At 42.7% G+C, this 16,424-nt stretch carries 18 protein-coding genes; 3 read left to right on the top strand and 15 right to left on the bottom strand.

Translation table 11 applies throughout. From position 1 onward, the window contains the following. Positions 1-3: 3 nt before the first annotated feature. From SOO65_RS09940 to SOO65_RS09890, 11 genes are all read right to left on the bottom strand, one after another. On the bottom strand, positions 4-822 hold the full coding sequence (locus SOO65_RS09940) for a tetratricopeptide repeat protein (protein WP_321399905.1): 819 nt from the start codon (positions 820-822) through the stop codon (positions 4-6). A gap of 3 nt (positions 823-825) precedes the next feature. Further along, positions 826-3,702: a hypothetical protein gene (locus SOO65_RS09935; protein ID WP_321399903.1), complete on the bottom strand. Its 2,877-nt coding sequence runs from the start codon at positions 3,700-3,702 to the stop codon at positions 826-828. A 1-nt stretch (position 3,703) separates the two neighbouring features. After that, positions 3,704-4,180, bottom strand: coding sequence for a biopolymer transporter ExbD (locus tag SOO65_RS09930; RefSeq protein WP_321399901.1), 477 nt, complete (start codon positions 4,178-4,180; stop codon positions 3,704-3,706). Next, complete coding sequence (locus SOO65_RS09925; RefSeq protein WP_321399899.1) at positions 4,181-4,642, bottom strand: ExbD/TolR family protein; 462 nt, start codon at positions 4,640-4,642, stop codon at positions 4,181-4,183. Between the two features lie 9 nt (positions 4,643-4,651). Further along, a complete protein-coding gene (locus SOO65_RS09920; protein WP_321399897.1) occupies positions 4,652-5,338 on the bottom strand; it encodes a MotA/TolQ/ExbB proton channel family protein in 687 nt (228 codons plus the stop codon). Positions 5,339-5,727: 389 nt separating this feature from the next. Further along, complete coding sequence (locus SOO65_RS09915) at positions 5,728-5,976, bottom strand: hypothetical protein (protein ID WP_321399894.1); 249 nt, start codon at positions 5,974-5,976, stop codon at positions 5,728-5,730. Between the two features lie 3 nt (positions 5,977-5,979). Next, positions 5,980-7,380 carry a tetratricopeptide repeat protein gene (locus tag SOO65_RS09910; RefSeq protein WP_321399892.1) on the bottom strand — a complete coding sequence of 467 codons (1,401 nt, stop codon included), beginning with the start codon at positions 7,378-7,380 and terminating at the stop codon, positions 5,980-5,982. An 11-nt stretch (positions 7,381-7,391) separates the two neighbouring features. After that, on the bottom strand, positions 7,392-8,090 hold the full coding sequence (locus tag SOO65_RS09905) for an outer membrane beta-barrel domain-containing protein (protein ID WP_321399890.1): 699 nt from the start codon (positions 8,088-8,090) through the stop codon (positions 7,392-7,394). Positions 8,091-8,108: 18 nt separating this feature from the next. Continuing rightward, positions 8,109-9,632 carry a hypothetical protein gene (locus tag SOO65_RS09900; RefSeq protein ID WP_321399888.1) on the bottom strand — a complete coding sequence of 508 codons (1,524 nt, stop codon included), beginning with the start codon at positions 9,630-9,632 and terminating at the stop codon, positions 8,109-8,111. Between the two features lie 321 nt (positions 9,633-9,953). Beyond that, a complete protein-coding gene (locus SOO65_RS09895; RefSeq protein ID WP_321399886.1) occupies positions 9,954-10,529 on the bottom strand; it encodes a hypothetical protein in 576 nt (191 codons plus the stop codon). 42 nt (positions 10,530-10,571) lie between these two features. Next, on the bottom strand, positions 10,572-11,387 hold the full coding sequence (locus tag SOO65_RS09890) for a DUF4382 domain-containing protein (protein ID WP_321399884.1): 816 nt from the start codon (positions 11,385-11,387) through the stop codon (positions 10,572-10,574). 168 nt (positions 11,388-11,555) lie between these two features. Here SOO65_RS09890 and rlmN point away from each other — a divergent pair, with 168 nt between their 5' ends. From rlmN to SOO65_RS09875, 3 genes are read left to right on the top strand one after another with little or no spacing between them, the layout of a single operon-like run. After that, a complete protein-coding gene (rlmN, locus tag SOO65_RS09885; RefSeq protein ID WP_321399882.1) occupies positions 11,556-12,605 on the top strand; it encodes a dual-specificity RNA methyltransferase RlmN in 1,050 nt (349 codons plus the stop codon). Then, positions 12,592-13,395: a tRNA threonylcarbamoyladenosine dehydratase gene (locus SOO65_RS09880; protein ID WP_321399880.1), complete on the top strand. Its 804-nt coding sequence runs from the start codon at positions 12,592-12,594 to the stop codon at positions 13,393-13,395. The genes rlmN and SOO65_RS09880 overlap by 14 nt, the downstream gene beginning before the upstream one ends. Continuing rightward, entirely contained in the window at positions 13,395-13,742 is a 348-nt protein-coding gene (locus SOO65_RS09875) for a YkvA family protein (protein WP_321399878.1), read from the top strand. Before SOO65_RS09880 ends, SOO65_RS09875 begins: the two co-directional genes overlap by 1 nt. On the opposite strand, the gene SOO65_RS09870 is transcribed toward SOO65_RS09875, so the two are convergent. The 4 genes from SOO65_RS09870 to SOO65_RS09855 all read right to left on the bottom strand — a co-directional run bounded on the left by SOO65_RS09870 (position 13,739) and on the right by SOO65_RS09855 (position 16,401). Continuing rightward, the gene (locus SOO65_RS09870) at positions 13,739-14,953 is read right to left on the bottom strand and encodes an MFS transporter (RefSeq protein ID WP_321399876.1); all 1,215 of its coding nucleotides are present in this window, start codon (positions 14,951-14,953) and stop codon (positions 13,739-13,741) included. The genes SOO65_RS09875 and SOO65_RS09870 overlap by 4 nt on opposite strands. Continuing rightward, positions 14,954-15,289, bottom strand: coding sequence for a hypothetical protein (locus SOO65_RS09865; protein WP_321399874.1), 336 nt, complete (start codon positions 15,287-15,289; stop codon positions 14,954-14,956). It abuts the gene before it with no gap. Positions 15,290-15,417: 128 nt separating this feature from the next. Continuing rightward, positions 15,418-15,894, bottom strand: a complete 477-nt coding sequence (locus SOO65_RS09860; protein WP_321399872.1) for a GreA/GreB family elongation factor — start codon at positions 15,892-15,894, stop codon at positions 15,418-15,420. After that, the gene (locus SOO65_RS09855) at positions 15,895-16,401 is read right to left on the bottom strand and encodes a YchJ family protein (protein WP_321399870.1); all 507 of its coding nucleotides are present in this window, start codon (positions 16,399-16,401) and stop codon (positions 15,895-15,897) included. Positions 16,402-16,424: the final 23 nt, after the last annotated feature.

Genomic DNA, 16,424 nt, shown 5'->3' with positions numbered 1-16,424 from the left:
ACTCTATTCCTCTTTCATTCTTTGAGAGAGAATCTTTTCAATCTTTTGTGAGATGGCCGTTAGTTCAGGAACATCAGAGCGGTCTCTGGCATTCATGATTTCCTTAGCTCCTTTCACATCACCCTGACGGATAAGGTAAAGAGCATAAGTTGCGGCAATGTCCTCGCGGCGAAAATGCTCAGGAGGAATCATATTAAAATAGCGAGATGCGGTTTTAAGGTCACCCTTATACAAATAAGCATTCGCCAATGAGAAATAAACATCGATATCTTTGTGACCACGGAAAGCACTCTCACTTAACACATCAATTGCTTTGTCATACAGACCGAACTGAAGATAAAGTTGAGACATGTTGTAACGTGGAACCTTGAACTTAGGAGCAAGGGCCATCGACTGACGAAGATATTCCTTCCCTTTTTCCCATTGCTCATACTTGAAAGAAATCAAACCAAGGTTATTAAGAGCAATTGACTTAATCGTTGGAACCTTTGTTTCATCAAGAGTCATGCGGTAAAAGAACTCGGCCTTTGACCACTGATCTTGAACGAAATAACAGTTACCAATATGGAGCCAGTAGTATGGAGTCTGGCCCTTTGTGATGTAGTCTCTTTTATACTTATCAAGAGTCTCTTGCGCTTCACCTTTATAACAGTTCACAACTGTATGTTCAGGATTGGCCTTAGTTAAACGTGTCTCCCCCCAACGAAGATATGATTCGTCCGCAAGAGAGTCCCAAGTCACATCTTCAATCTTACGATCGATACGAGACGTCGAACATGAAGCGAAGAACATAAGGGCAAAGATAAAACTAATCGTCTTCATGATCTACTCCTTACTCTTATCCATGGTAAGACCAGTGAAAAATGAGAACACTGGGTTTTCTACTTTCTCTACTGAAGCAATTGAACGAGAGCCCCAGGCAAGAGTTTCTTTCTCTTTAAGGGCCTTCTCTAGATTCTTATCATACTGACGGGCCGCTACCAGGAACTGTTGTGAAAGTTGTTTCATTGCATTCCCAAAATCGTTCATAGTCTGAGCATCCATTCCAGCTGGACGAAGCCCCTGAATGGTTTGACCGATGTGAGAGTATACCTCAGAAAAAAGTCGAGTGGTAAGAATTGCAAGATCAACTTGCGTCGACTGAGTCAGTGGTTGGTAACGGTCTTTGAAGTTTTTAAGCTTCAAAAGATAGCTTTCCAGAGACTTATTGAAGGCCTCGCCATCAAATTGAGGCTTGTTCCAAACCACAGTGGCACGAATTTCTTGCATGTCTTTTTCGGCCTCTTTGTGGAGGTTGATCTCCTGAAGCCAAGCAAGGGTTTCCGGGTGCTTAAGTTCCTTAAATTCGGCCTGAATATGGGCCTTAAGGTTCACGTCTGTTTTCTCCCAAAACCACTTCTGAAGCGAAAAACGGTACTGAGTAATATAAGGCTCTACATGGTGACGTTTTACAAATAAACGAAGTCCAAAAAAGTCCCCTTTCTTCTCATGAAGGGAGTAGATCTGGGCCAGGGCCGAGTCTCTTACTTCAGGCTTCTTAAGACATTTTGAATACTCTGAAACGATTCTTTCCGCATCGGCCGCTTTCTCTTCCACAAGAGCTGTCATCACGCCGATCTCGTAGAGACGAGTCTGAGTATCATCTTTCAAAGAACAGAATTTCTTTAAAAGGAAATCAGCGATCTTATATGAAGTATTAAAATCCTGAAGACGGTAAGTACGTTCTGCCATCTTCATCTGCTCTTCACGACGCTCTAACTTTTCTTCTTCAGTCATACGAGCGTAGGCAAGGGCCTGCCAGTGATAAGACTTCACAGTCTCACCAAGTTCCAGGTTAAGCATTGAAGCGAAGAAAGCAGCTTGGTATTTCACCTTATCAGGATAAAGTTTGTGCACATAAAGGCTCTCGAAACCTTTAATCGCAGCAACACGTTCACCCTTCTTAGCAAGTTCTTGATACTGAATGAACAGGATGTTACCAAGAGTGATTTCTGTCTTCTCGATCACATCTTTTGAGAATGAAAGGAAGCCGGTTTTAAACTCACCCACCCAATAAGTCAGGCGTTCAGTGTTCTTTTTATCAATGAACTGATCCAGAATCTTCGTCATGAAGGTCTGCTGTTCTTTCAGGTGCTCTGGGTAAGCTTTGTTATAAGAACGAATAACTGCGGTTGATTTTTTGTCGTCTTGAGCTTCACGATAGATCTCGAAAAGCTTTGGATAGATCTGTTCACTCTTCTCGTCACGAGGCCAAAGCTCTACGTGATTAGAATAGGCGAAGATCAGGTACTTTTTGTTTTCATCTTTATCAAGGACTTCTTGCCCGGTAAGAGCAAGAAGAGAATTGAGAGATTTACGAGCAAGTTCATCATGCTTAACTCTTTTTGCTTCATTGACGGCCTCCACGTAACAAGGGGCCGCGCTCTTATACTGAAGTACTGAGTAATAAGTTTCGGCCCGGAAATAGAAATATTCAACCTTACGATTTGGATCTAAGGTAATCAGATGCGAGAAATAGTTTAAAACGATTTCAAGTTCATCTTCATTATAGTTACTTTCATCTTTTTTAACATCTTTTGCGAGCTTCACCTGTAAAAAACCTGCAACCGAACGCATCTTTTCGATGGCGTCGTCTTTCAGGGCGATCTGGAACTTCGATTTCTTATCGTCGGCCAGTTCCTGGTGTGCTTTTTTATAGTATGCTACAAGATTGCGAGACATTTTTTCATGATCTGCAAATCTGTTGTAGTGACGGTAATAATCTAAATAAGTATGAAGAAGTTCTTCCTGGTGTTGGTAGAATTCGTTTTTATCAACTACCTTCTGAGCAGCATCCAGAATTTCCTTTGTTTCTTTTTCGTGACCTTTGTCAGAAGTTTTTAGCGCCATCGGAATAAGATAAGGAACAGGGTCCTTCTCGTTATCAAGATAGAACTCGAGACCATCCAGTGGACGGCCGGCATACACATAGAAAGAACCGATATTATCCAATACCTGATCTTTGATGTTCACATAAAGTGGGTTCTTCGACTCAAAATAAGACTTTTTAATAGTATCAATTGCCTTATCGAACTCACGGTTTTTAAGGTAACACCACGACAAGTTGAACAAGTGTTTTGTCATCCAGTCGTCTTCAGTGTTCTTAATTACTCGTTGATAATAAGTGATGGCCTCAGGAAAACGTTTTTCGTTGTAATAAAAGTCGGCCAATGCAGTTTCAGCATGGTGACGGATTGAGTTCTTGTGGTCCTTCACAAGGGCAATCGCCTGCAATAGATATTGCTCAGTAATGTTGTCCCGGCCGTAATCGCGGGAGTTCAGGGCCATGGCGTACATGACCTCCGCTTTTCGATGGTTCACCGGGTTTTCTTTCAAGATTTTTAGACCAAAATCCTTGGTCACTTGATAGTAAGCACGAGTCTCAGCAAAGAAACCTTCCTTGTTTCTGGCAAGCGCTGGATTCGCTTTTGATTTCTCCATGAACTCACGGTTATTCTTCTCGTGAATAAGTTTGACCTTCTCTGAATGAAGTTCGAGCATGCGATACTTGATCTCAACACCTTTACGTTTGGCATTTTCCAGGATCTTCATCTCTTGACCCACTAGAGTCATGAGTTTGTTCCAACGCTCGTTCTTAGGAGCTTTAGTCTCCGCGGCGATGGTTACAGATGAATAAAGTAGAGCAAAGAGTAGAAATTTCATCCTAGTAATTCCCTTTCACAATGAACTTAAATTGTGAATACCCGGCAAGTGCAGAGTCATGCATAACTCTTTGAACGACGGCATAGTCCATGTCTTTATCAAACACCAGGTTTACAAGTTCGGTATTGGTTTGCTGATTTTTTGCTTTCTTAGCATTATCAGCTTCAATGCCTGCCTTGGCCTTTTTAAGAGCTTCAGTCAGAACCGGCATCTCTCCTGATGCTGGCATACGACCGATTTCTTTATTGTTCAGGAAAACTTTTTCTTCCTTGTTGACCTGAACTACCGGAGCATAACGAGTCATTGTTCTCGCATCGGAATCGGCCATCTCAAGTCCCTTTTGAAGGTCGAGTTTTAAGTCCGAGGCGTTATAACTTTTAAGCAAGAACACCAGTAGGATCGTTAAGATATCCAGTAATGAAGTGATATCCACGTCCACTGCTTCTCTTTCCTTGTGTCTTGTGAATTTCTTTTTCATTTACTTCACTCCATTGTTATCAAACACAATCTGTGGAAAAAGCATGTCCTTCGCTTCTTTGTTTTCTTTTGTGCTGTCGATAACAGTAATCAGAGTCTGGAACGGAACTTTAGGGTCAGTCTTAAGAATCATCGTGTTTTCTTTAGGGTTCTGACGTTTAAGTTCCGCGAGATAGTCCTTCATCTCTGTTTTTTGTTCGGAAGCAAAAGTACGTGAGCGTGGGTTTCTTAGACCGGTTTTCACGACAATTTGTTCCTTGCTGATTTCCAATGTGAGATTCAGGGGGTCCTTCTCCTGCTTCTCGTCCTTGGCCTCTTTAGTCATTGGTACAGAAGAGCCGATTTCATACACATCTACGAACTGGGCAGACATCAAAAGGAAGAAGATGAAGATGAACACCGAGTCCAAAATAGGAACGAGGTTCAACTTTTCTGGCTTTTTGATTTTGTGTCCAACTTTCATAACGACCTCTTAAGCTGCTTTATCCATTGATGAAGAACCTTTCTTAGTAGCAAGAAGGTCCAAAAGCTTCACAGAGTTCTCTTCAATCTCTTGAATCATTTTTTCACCACGGGCCATGAGCACTGAGTGAACAACCATAAGAGAAATCGCAGATACTAGTCCTAAAGCCGTCGTATTCATCGCCACCGCAATACCTTCTGCTAGTAGCTGGGCTTTTTGAGAGGCCTCGGCCTGGGCAACCGCTGCGAATGACTGGATCAGACCCTGAATGGTTCCGAGAAGTCCTAGGAGCGTTGAAAGGTTGGCCGCTAGAGCAAGATAAGAAAGACGTTTTTCAATTTTAGGAACCGCTTCAAGAATACTTGCTTCAAGAGCGTCCTGAATTTGTTCTTTCGATTGATTGGCACGCTTAAGTCCGTTCTTCATCACAAATGATAGAAGGGCCGGTGACTCAGAACATGACTGAATAGCATCCTGCACCTGATTACCGATAACATTCTTCTTGATGTTACCCATCATACTTGCACCATCCACATCGAACTTGAAGTATGCCTTCAAACGTTCAACTGCAATGGCGATTCCCATACACCAAACAATGGCGATGATCCACATAAAGACCCCGCCTTCATTCATGAAGCGCGCGGCCCATTGAATGATGTTTTCTTGCACAACTGGATTAGCAGCGACTTCTTCCATAAGCGTCCCCCTTAAAGTGACTCAATTTCGTTTGAGATTTTCGTAGATATGAAAACGAAAGATACAATGCCTGCATTGAGGAAATGTTTCTTTGTGTGTGAATGATTCATTAAAATCCGGAACAGACTCGTAGAGTCTTTCTTTTTCTCGATTCTAGACATCAACAAACGTGCAACTTGAGATAACGTCCAACAGAAGAATCGAAGAAAAATATTCTAACAGTCGGCATTCTACTCTTCTCAAAATTTATCTCAATCGAGATTTATTAAAAAAATGGTAAAACGCCAGAGTTCAAAATGTTATTAACCGAGTGCCTTAAATAGTGGTAGTCACCCTCTCAAGGTGACCACTTTTCGAGGCATAATCGGAGGGACAAGTCGCTGGATTTATTATCTTAGCGACTCAATGTCCTTCTTAATAAAGCCGTCGAAATCCTTTCGTGTATAAAGATCCAGCTCAAAGCGCTTTCTCTCACGTTCACGAACCGAGATGTCCCCGGGGGCAATCAACTGCCCTTTTACTTCTAAATTACCTAAGTCAAACTTTTCGTATTTCTTATACTGATAAATGACTTTCTGGTCTTCACCATAGGCCTCAGACATCATGTAAAGGCCAAGGACATAAACTAGAATTCTCATAAATCACTCCTCTTCCGTGGTTTGATTTCGAACAGTTTGACAGTTAGATTTTAGACCCAATGAATAGTCCCCTAATTCATCGGCCCAGAAAGCACCTTGGAAAGTCCAGAAGTACTCAAAGCGTGAACGCTTAACGTTGGAGTAGTCCCCGCGGCTACGGTCAGCAATAAGTTTCTTGTTTCCATAAATCAAATCTTTCTTTCGAGAGATAATTTCTAGATTTAGCTTAAACAACTCCGAAGACAGGAAAGGCACACCTTCCAGGAACTGGAAGATATCGGTCTTGGCGTTGTAGTTAATCTTGTTAATCATGTTCTCTTTCACTTGCGCCAAGTGACCATTCAGACGTTCCTGAATCACTGGCTTCTCGTTATGAGCAATGCGCTTCATCTCTTGATTGATCTTAAAGATGGCGTTGAAGTCCAGACTGAAACGAGTCTGCTTCTTCATACGAGTAATGATGTGCTTTACGAACTCTTCATGTTTTTTAAGTTCTTCACCTGGTTTAAACATGAGGTTATAAAAATAGTTTTGTGAGTTACGGTTCTGCTTCAACACTGCATCCAGTGCCTGGAAGCGAGGACGATACTCTTTATAAAACTGGTTAATGATCGTTAAACTATCTTCGTAAAGGCAAAGTCTGAAGTATGAAAGTGCCGCAAGATATTCGGCCTCCGGAAAGAAATAAGTATCAAGAAGTGGTGACTTATACGTTGTGAGAAGTCCCAAGGCACGGTTGTAATCACCCATCTGGTAGTACACCCATGCTTTCTCTAGAAGAAGATACGGCCACTTATAAGATTGTTTTGGAATCTTGTTATAAGCATCCAATGATTCCTGGTATTCCTCAACTTTGAAATGGTGACGGGCCTTGTTCACTAGACAGATCTCATACACCATTCGGTAGTAACGTTTAATCTTATCGGTTTTGGCCGAGCCTTCGTTCTTTTCCGCTGAGTTCTGGCAGGCCTCATAAGCAGTTAGTCGACTTTTTGGAATGTTCTGTTGATCATAAACCTGGGCCTCTAATAGCTTCCCTTCTGGAAAATATCGGTGATCAGGGTGGATCTTCCCAAATAGATCCAAGGCACGCTTATAGTCCTTCTTCTGCATCGCTTGACGACCAAGGATGAATCTAGTCGAAGAAGTTGGATAACGGTTTAATAGCGACGGATCATAGTCTTCCAGAAGCTCAATCCCTGTATAGTACAGAAGGTCTTCCAGGCGTTTTAGATCATCGTTAATGACTTCACGTGAATAAGTCTCACGGAAGAATTCGTTCAGGGCCGAGTAATAATATTTCTTGTCTTCAAGTTTCTGAGACAAAGTTTTCTCCGGCTTCTTCTCTTCTGCGAAGACCGGTTTCGCGAGCAGTAACGTGAAGATAATTAGTGAAAACTTCATGGTCCGTCCTCTTAGTAAGAAAATCCAACGCTAAATACAACATCAGTATTAGTACGAAGCTTGTCCGACTTAGGATTTTTTGGTCCTGGGGCATTGTAGTAAGTATTCATATACTCCAGACCCAAGTGGACATGCTCTGTTAAGTGGAACTTGACCTTAGTTTTTAAAACAGCACCTGTGTAATTTTCTTTTGCGTAATTATTTGGAACGTTCGTTTGAGTGACCGTTTTCAAGTTACTTTCAGCATTGATCTTCGATACCCCTGCACCAAATGACCAGTCAAAGTAGTAGATCTGGTTAAAGGTATTGATCTTACCGTAGAATGGTGACCAGATCAGCATCGCACCGTAAGTAGAATTAAGTCTTCTTACAAATGGTTCAGCTTCGTTAATAAATTGAACGTTTCTGAAATCATCGTTGTTAGAGTTCGAATACTGGTTATAAAAAACTTCCAATCCCCATTCTTCGTGGAAGTAGTATCCAGCGCGGATGGCAATACCTTGAGTGTCCTGGAACTTAGATGTGAAGTTTGAAAGGTAACCCACATCTGCGTAAAACGAATGCTCTTTCTTGTAGAGCTTGTTCTGAAGAACGTATACTTTTTTGTCTGGATCAAGCCAGAGGAAGTCGTATAACGACTTCTCTCCGGCGTGTGTGTTTTTTGTGAGCATCAACATAAGTCCAAGAGCAATGATCGAAAGTTTTAACATACGTCCCTCTTAATCCTCTTACTGTTTCACATATGTAACTGTAATCTCAGCACCAACTGGAGGCAGATTTCCTTGATCGAACTTGATCGAGTGTGTAGCTGCATCGTAAGTATAGTTAGAAGACTCAACACCGTTTACATACACTTTTAGAGTTCCTGGTACTGGTTCATTAGCAAGGGCGAAAGAATCAAGAAGTTTGATAATCGATTCACCCATATCATCAAGTGATTTGTAAAAATCATCTCGGATGTCTGCAACAATACCTGCAGTGTTTTTTGAAGCATCAGCATATCTTTGGTAACCAGTAGTCACACCATTTGATCCAACATTCGACATACCAACATCAACGATCGAGTACATTTTTACGAGACCGGCCTCTGATTTGAACGATTTAAGGTAATCAGTGTAGGCCTTTACAGATTTAGAAGACTGATCTTCTTCATCCGACAGAACCACTACTGCCAGGTAAGCATCCGGTCTTACCCATGAAGAAGCATACTTCTGCATGAAACCTTCTGAAGCTTCCAGACCTTTTTCATAACCAGAACCACTTGTACCTACTCTTACCAGCGATTTAAAATCTCTCATAAACTGAGCTTCATTTAATTTTGCTTTAGCAGAAGTCAATTTTGTATCTGAACCATAAACCATCTGACCTTTCTTAGAAGAAGAACTAGTATCAGTAGTCGTAATGGCCATTTTGAAGTCCACATCTTTTGTGATGAAGTCTTCAATGAAAGCGCTGAAGTTGTCACCAAGAGCTTCCTGCTCATCAGACATAGAACCAGAGTTATCGATGATCCATACGATATCCAGTTTCTTAGTTTGCGAATTTGCCTGACGGAAAGTTTCTTTTTTACATCTTGGATCGGTTCCAATAGTTGGGTTCGATTCATCAACACCATCTGCATCGTTACCGTGACCTTGGTTACAGTCAAGATAACCACCAGTTGAAGAACCAGTTGTTGAACCTGTTGTACCACCAGTTGTTGAACCATCAACGCCACCAACTGTTGATCCAGTTGTTGAACCTGATGTTGTTGAACCGGTCGTAGAACCTGATGTTGTTGAACCAGTTGTAGAACCTGATGTTGTAGATCCGTCTACTCCACCAACAGTTGAACCAGTTGTAGATCCTGTTGAACCACCTGTAGTTGATCCATCAACACCACCAGTGGTTGCTGATCCGTCAACACCACCTACAACTGATCCACCCACTGATCCGCCGGTTGTCGATCCATCGACACCACCAACTGTTCCACCTGTAGTGGCAGATCCATCAACGCCACCAGTAGAGGAACCGGTGGTACTTCCAGATGTACCACCATCTACCCCATTATCCACTCCACCTTGAGTGCCCCCAACCGAACCAGCATCAAGGCCTCCCTGGCCTCCACCGTTCACCGATCCTGTGGTATCGGGCTGATAAGGATTGTCTAAGAATTCTTTTTGATAGAATTCGTCTTTGTTACAGGAAGCAAGTCCTAAACAAAACGTTAAAGAGAACATCAAATTTGTGATGCTTGTAACTCTGGTCTTCATGACTAGACTCCTAAAGGAGCGTAAGGCGACAAATGTGTTCTCTACTCTCAAAAAACCAAGATTGCGTTAATTGAAAATAGCTCTTTGGCCTTGCGGTTCTTCTTGATTTTGGTCTCTACATACGTGCAGCTTGAATTAACGTCCAACTACAAAATCAAAAAGTAAAAGAATGTGTAACTAACAAGGCCGATTCTACGCTACTGAATTTTTTTTTCAACGTGATCCAGTTAAAAAAAGTTAAAAGGGCTTGTGTTATGAAGCTTTAGAAAGGCGGTGCCAAGAGTTTGCGTACACGCCTAAGTGAGTGGCGATATTTGTTGGCTAAAAGCCGATTGTGAGATTTAAACCCTTAGTTTTGTGGGCCTTTTTGAACTCAGTTTTGACCGATGCAAAATCATTGCCTACGATCATTTCACATAAACCGACTTCCGAACTGAATGGATAGCGGTCGAAAAACTTCATGGGCTTTAGAAATTTGAAATCGTCACTTTGGACTTTTGGACAACCAATGACGATAGAACCTGCATAGGTAGTAGAACGAGGACGCACACGGAAGACAAATTTCTTAGAGGTGTTCATGGATGTGAACGAACGATCTGCTTCTTCAAAGCCAGTAAGCTCCCAATGGCCCTCTGGAATCGGGAATCGGTTGAGCCCTTTTTCCAGAATCATAGAAGCGGATGAAGTATCATCTACATTTCTTAAATATAAAGTCACTCGATCGTGTGAGTGGAGATACCAGACTGCGGTTGGACCTTTAACTTCAGGTTTTGTTCGAGCAGGTTCAACCGGCGTAACCGCAACTTTGGGTTGGGTCGGCGCCGGTCTTTTACCAAACGGTAAGTTTGAACAAGAAGCAATCGTTAAAAGTAGGCCAAAAGCAACAATTTTAGTCATGCCAACATTATGGCCATCCGGATAAAAGAGGTCAATCTATGCTTATTGATTAACCGTAAGAATGAACTGAGTTGTTACCTCATTCCCGGCCGTGACCGAGATAGAATCATTCTTCAAAGAGCTATAACCTTCCTTCTCGGCGGTGACCGAATAGGTGCCCTCAGTTAGACCCAGAACTTTGAAATAGCCGAACTCATCTGTTACGGCCGTGGCAACGGTCGCGTCGTTTTTCGTCACTGTAACAGTGGCCCCGGAAAGACCAACTTCATTGAGACCCTGAACAGAACCTGAAATCGATCCGGCAGAAGTTAAATTAACCGCGCGTATGGCTGGTTTAAAATTGAAACCCTTGATGTCAGTGCTTGTTCCTTGAACAACAAATGATCGACTTAAATCAAAATCTAAAAGTACATCATGACTTAGACCAGTTGTTACTGTTAAATCTGGTGAAACAAAAACTTTGAGTCCTGATTGTGCGCCGCTTGGAACTTTAAGATCAAAGTGTCTTTCATCTTTCAAATCAACTGTGGCACTTGAAACGATCAGCATAATCTCATCATATTTTCCGGCCGGTACTTCAATCTCACTTAATGTCTCAACCAGACCATTTCGTAGCTGGAGCAAATCCAAAGTCACCTGCTCATCCATGACCGTAATGGTATTACCTGAGGCCTGACGTAGCTTAATGCTATCGATGGTAAGTTTGGCCGAAGCGACGGTATCAAAATCAAATGGAGCATCGGTGGCAACAATTCTTAAGGACCCAGTTCCTGACTGGGAGCTCACACTTTTGTCATTACAGGAAATAAGACCGAGAAGAAGAATCAGGGCAATCGTAAACTGAATTATAGATTTCATAGGGATCTCCGTGGTGTTGATGGTCCCATTCTTAGTCCTAAACCTTAAAAAAGTATGGAAGGGAAGATTTAAACTGGCAGAATTATTTGACTTAAAGCCGGGGTTCCGGGGTCAACCAATGGAGGATAAAATAAGACATTTTGTGACTGAAAATGTATACTTCGCCCCATGTTGAATCCGTCGGCCTATTCCCTAACCCATCTTCAATGGAAGGACCTTCTTGTTAGTGAAGGACACTCGTCCCATGTGCTGTCGTTTTGGTTGGATGGACTTTATAAAAATCCCGAACTCTGGGCCCGACATGTCTCTCAGGATTTGATTCAAAACCTGAAAGCAAAATTCAATTTTGATCTTCCGACTATTTCTAAAACGCAGGAATCGGAAGACGGTACCGTAAAATTTTTAGTGCGCTTTCATGATGAGATGGAAGTTGAAACCGTCCTCATTCCCTTTCACAAACGTTTTACCGTTTGCCTTTCAACTCAAGTGGGTTGTGGCATGAACTGCAGCTTCTGTTACACCGGTACTCAAGGTTTAAAACGAAATCTCACTGCTGGTGAAATCGTAGGACAGTATCTGGTGGCGATGAATTGGTTAAAGGCCAAAAATAATTTAGCTCTTAATCCGAGCATTGTTTTTATGGGCCAGGGTGAGCCACTTCATAACTTAACTGAGGTCTCACAGGCGATTAAAGTTTTGAATGACACCAAACTCATTGGAGTAGGACATCGCCAGATGACTCTCTCAACCGTGGGGTATCTTCCAGGACTAAAAAACTTAAAAGATTTTCCTTCGATTAATTTTGCTCTCTCCCTACACTCTCCCTTTGAAGAACAAAGAGCAAAACTTATTCCAGTCAATGAGCGCTTCCCTTTAAGTGAAGTATTACCGGCACTGGATCAAATTCCCCTCTTAAAAAGACAATTTATTACTTACGAATATCTTTTGATCAAAGACTTCAATATGTCAGATGAACATGTTGAGGGTCTGCATACTCTTCTGGGACATCGTAAGGCGATTTTAAATCTCATTCCTTTCAATCCATTTCCGGGTTCCAAGTGGGAGCGTCCGGGTATTGAGGAGATTGAAAGCTTTAAAGAAAAACTAGTAGCTAAAAAACTACGGGTCATGGTGAGAACCACTAAGGGTGATGACATCCTGGCGGCCTGTGGACAGTTAAAAGTGAATAAGTTCGCGAGGAACAATGGAATATACTGATTACGACACCCGCTTTAGCGGCATTGGAAGACTCTTCGGAAGAACCGGTCTGGATAAAATTAAAAGCGCACGGGTTCTTGTCATCGGAATTGGTGGCGTAGGCTCTTGGGTCGCCGAATCTCTGGCACGTACAGGTCTTGGTGCCATGACGTTAGTTGATTTGGATGACGTTTGTATCACGAATATCAATCGTCAGGTGCTGGCCGTGAGTTCTACCGTTGGCCAGTTTAAAGTTGATGTGATGAAAAATCGTATCAAGGACATTCAACCGTTGTGTGAAGTAGAAACCAAGCAGTGTTTCTTCAACCCCAAGAACCTCGAGAACATTTTTGACCGTCACTATGATTTCGTGGTGGATGCTTGTGATGATTTTACGAATAAATGTTACCTCATCGATCATTGTCGTAAGAATAATATTCCCCTCGTGGTGATGGGTGGAGCTGGCGGAAAGATCGATCCGCTTCAAATCAAAGTAACCGATATGTCTACTTCATCAAATGATCGCCTCCTGGCACGACTTCGTAAGAAGCTTCGTCAGGACTTTGCTTTCCCTCTGGAAAACCAAGGAAATTTTGGTGTCTGGGCGGTGTGGTCACATGAAAGAGCGGTCTATCCAACAGCGAACGGTTGTCTCACGTATAAACCACCTGGAATGGCCAAGAATATGGACTGTGAGGAAGGATTTGGGTCGGCCAGTTTCGTCACTGGAGCCTTTGCATTTGCGGCCACCTCACTTATTCTAAGGGAAATGACCAAGGGTCTTAACGTACCGACAGAGAGTGAAAAATAATGAAGTTTTTTACCGACATAAAAGAGTTTTTAAAAACCACGGCAAATGATGAGCGTATTCCTTCTCGCGATAAAAAAATTTTACTCGCAATGATTGCTCTTATCATTTCTCCGATTGATCTTATTCCGGATTGGATTCCGATTCTCGGTCAACTAGATGACCTGGTTCTGCTTTCAATTATTCTGGATTATTTTTTCCGCGTGCTTGATAGCCGCATTCTACTCTCCCACTGGCCCTGGGGCATGAAGAGTTATACCCAGGTCAAGGCCATGGCAAAACTCACTTCGTTTTTTGTACCGTGGTTTGTGAAGAAGAAACTTTGGAAATACGTGGGAGATCCTTACTAGGATCTCTCCGCCGAATACTTCCAGAACTGACGAATTCCAAGTCCTAAGATCAACACCATCGCTCCACCCATCACTCCGCCAATCATCAGAGCATTATGAAAACCTTCTTTATCGGCGAGGGTCCCCATAAAGGTGTTCCCCAAAAGTGGTCCTGATGAATATGAGATCATTTCTACACTGGCCAGGCGCCCACGATAGTCTTCCGGAATCGTTTCATTCCACATGGTACCGCGGAAAATCCCTGAGATCATATCCGCCCAACCGGCAAAGCCCAGGAAGAAGAGCCACAGATAAAAGTCATTGGTGAAACCAAATCCAAAAATCCCCACGCACCAAAGAAGGGCCGCAATGGTAATGCCTTTTCCATGACGTTTTACTTTATGGGTCCAAGAACTTGTAAGAGATCCAATGAAAGCGCCTACTGCCGGAGCTGAATAGAACCAACCCAGTTTTCCCGGATCACCGAGCATGGTTGCGAGGGCCGGAAACAAAGGATTCGGAAAAGCGAAGGTCATACTCGCCATGTCCACCACATAAGTTCCCATGAGGTCTGGTCGCTTCCAGGCGTATTTAAAACCATCAAGGATGGCCCCTATGTTAGCTTTACGTTTCTCTTTGAGCTCTTTCAAATCACGAAGCTGAAGCACACAGAATAAACTCGCGGCATAGGTCAGAAGATCGATTGTGTACGTCCAGGTAATTCCCACCGAAGAAATAAGCACCCCACCAAGAGCGGGCCCCAGGATCATGCCTGAAGTAGTTTTAAGCGATTGAAGCGTACTTACCTTTGGAATGTCTTTCTTCTCAAAAAGCTGCTGAATCATCGCCTCAAGAGCCGGACGTTCGAAGCCCTTAAAGATCGCCATGATTCCAGCGAGGATATAGAGTACAAAGTATTCTTTTGAACCAGAGAGAGTGAAGAGAATCAGAAGAAGATTTCCAATGGCAGAGCTAATGTCTGTCATGATAACAATTTTTCTGCGATTGAAACTATCGGCGACAGCACCTCCCCAGAATCCAGAAATCACCAATGGAATGAGTTGTACGATCCCAAGCATTCCCACATGGAAAGTTGATTTCGTGATCTCATACATTTGATAAGGAATGGCCACATAGGTGATCATGCTTCCGAAAACGGAGATCAATTGACCTGTGTATAACCAACGATAGTTACGGTATTTTTTTAACGGGGAGATATCGAGATAAAACAATTAGTCCTTGTATTGCGGGACGATCTTTTTTACTTCGTCCTGAATCTGCTTGAACTGAGCACCGTCCAGGTCAATGCCTTTGACTTCCTCAATCTTGTTCTGTGAAGACACTGATGCAGGAGTTCGAGCAGCAATTTTAGCGGCTTGATTATTGATGGCCGCCCATTGATCAGATGACATTGAACGCATCCTTACTCTCGCCTTTTGGGCCTCCTCAGCAGAGATCACATTTTCTCTTACCATTTGACCAAGCATATCGTCTACGTGTTCCGGCGATACCTCAGCTTTAACAGTGGAAAAGCCAATCAGAAGTGAGAATGTAAGAAGCCATTTCATAGTTACCTCGCTGAGTAAGTATCGGCGAGGTACGCTTATGGCCTGAAAAAAAATTAAAGCTCAACAGAATCCAGCATCTTAGAGGTTACAAGATGTTAGGGTGTCTAATAAAGTGACAACATTTGTGGTCAAAGGAAGTTTAAAACCTGGTAAGTACGAGTCTCTTTGGGCGTTTCCACTTCAAACTCGTCCCCCGCTTTTAGACCCATGAGAGCATCACCAATCGGAGAGAAAACCGAGACAACCAGTACGGCTTCGTCTTTAACTTTGATGATGGTTCCACCTGCAGTTGGAATAAGAAAATACAAACGCTTTTGCTCCCCATGAAGGAGTTCAACCAGAGCGCCGATGCTGATCTCTCCCAATTTCTTGGAAGCATCAACATCAACTTCTTCTAGGATTTGAATTTCGAGTTTTAGTTCTTCTACTCGTTTGGCCTCAGCACTGGCGAGGTAAGAAGCTTCAAGAGCTCTCGTGTCGTATTTACTTTCGGCCTTAAACTCCTGATCGGTCGCGAAATCACGATTCGATTTGGCAGATGCTTCAAGACCAGTAAGCTCTTCACGAGAGCGTCTGATTAATTCATCAAGAATTTCTTTTTTCAACTAGGCTCCGCAGCACTTCTTAAATTTCTTATTCGAGCCACACGAGCAAGGATCGTTACGACCGATTTTCGGTTCAAGACGCTTCACCGGTTGGTTACCGTGAATCTGGCCTTCTTTGAATTTCCACTCGCCGTCTCTTCTTTGGAAAAGAGATGTCTCGTGGTGAACAAGAGCGGTACCGCTTGCGATATCTTTATAGTGAGCAACGAATTCAACTGTACCAGTATTATCGTTTGCTTCACCTTTAGAAACTTTACGAATTTCAAGACCAAGCCATTCAGAGCTGTCTGCCCATTTTTTTGCTTCTTCTTTATCGAACACTTCGTTTTCAACTACGATTTGAGTCTGATCAACGTAATCAATGTTCTTAACAACGTAAGCTGAGTAACGAGAACGCATCATGGCCTCAGCAGTTGGGGCCTTCTTCTTACCTTCAACGTAAGGACCGCAGCAGTTTTCGTACGTAAGTTTATTCTGGTCTTTAGACCGACATGGACAAATTGACATAGTGATCTCCTAGGAATTCCCCT

This window comes from Peredibacter starrii, assembly GCF_034259205.1.
GTDB classification, from domain to species: domain Bacteria; phylum Bdellovibrionota; class Bacteriovoracia; order Bacteriovoracales; family Bacteriovoracaceae; genus Peredibacter; species Peredibacter starrii.
Note: the sequence above shows the minus strand (reverse complement) of the source record. Positions and strands in the feature narration are given on the sequence as shown.